1 rRNA gene is annotated in these 493 nt (G+C 56.8%); it reads left to right on the top strand.

The annotated features are described in order from the left end of the window. Nucleotides 1–87 (top strand): 16S ribosomal RNA (locus tag QSK32_RS45300); the annotation flags it as partial. Nucleotides 88–493 lie beyond the last annotated feature (406 nt).

Raw genomic sequence — 493 nt, 5'->3', positions numbered from 1 at the left:
AGGGAGCCGTCGAAGGTGGGGCTGGCGATTGGGACGAAGTCGTAACAAGGTAGCCGTACCGGAAGGTGCGGCTGGATCACCTCCTTTCTAAGGAGCAACTATCCGCGAAAGCGGACAGTGGCCCGCGACCTGCGAATGTCAGGTCGGGGTGCTCAAAGGCGGAGACACTGGTTAGCTCAAGCTGGCAACGGCTTCTCGGTTAGTACAGCCCTTTCGGGGCGTGGAAATCCTTGAAGTGCGGCTGGTGGAGGCGATAAGCACCCTGTTGGGTATCTGAAAGAACAATCCTTGTGGTTGGTCTTCAATGCCAGGCACGGCCTGGTCACCCATACCGCCTGATTTGGTTCAGGGTTTGGTGGGCGACTGTGTGGGTTGTGGGTTGGTCGTTGGTTGAGAATTGCACAGTGGACGCGAGCATCTTGTTTTTTGTGGTTAAGTTGTCAAGGGCGAACGGTGGATGCCTTGGCACCAGGAGCCGATGAAGGACGTGGTA

The organism is Actinoplanes sp. NBRC 101535 (assembly GCF_030269225.1).
GTDB lineage: Bacteria > Actinomycetota > Actinomycetes > Mycobacteriales > Micromonosporaceae > Actinoplanes > Actinoplanes rectilineatus.
Note: the sequence above shows the minus strand (reverse complement) of the source record. Positions and strands in the feature narration are given on the sequence as shown.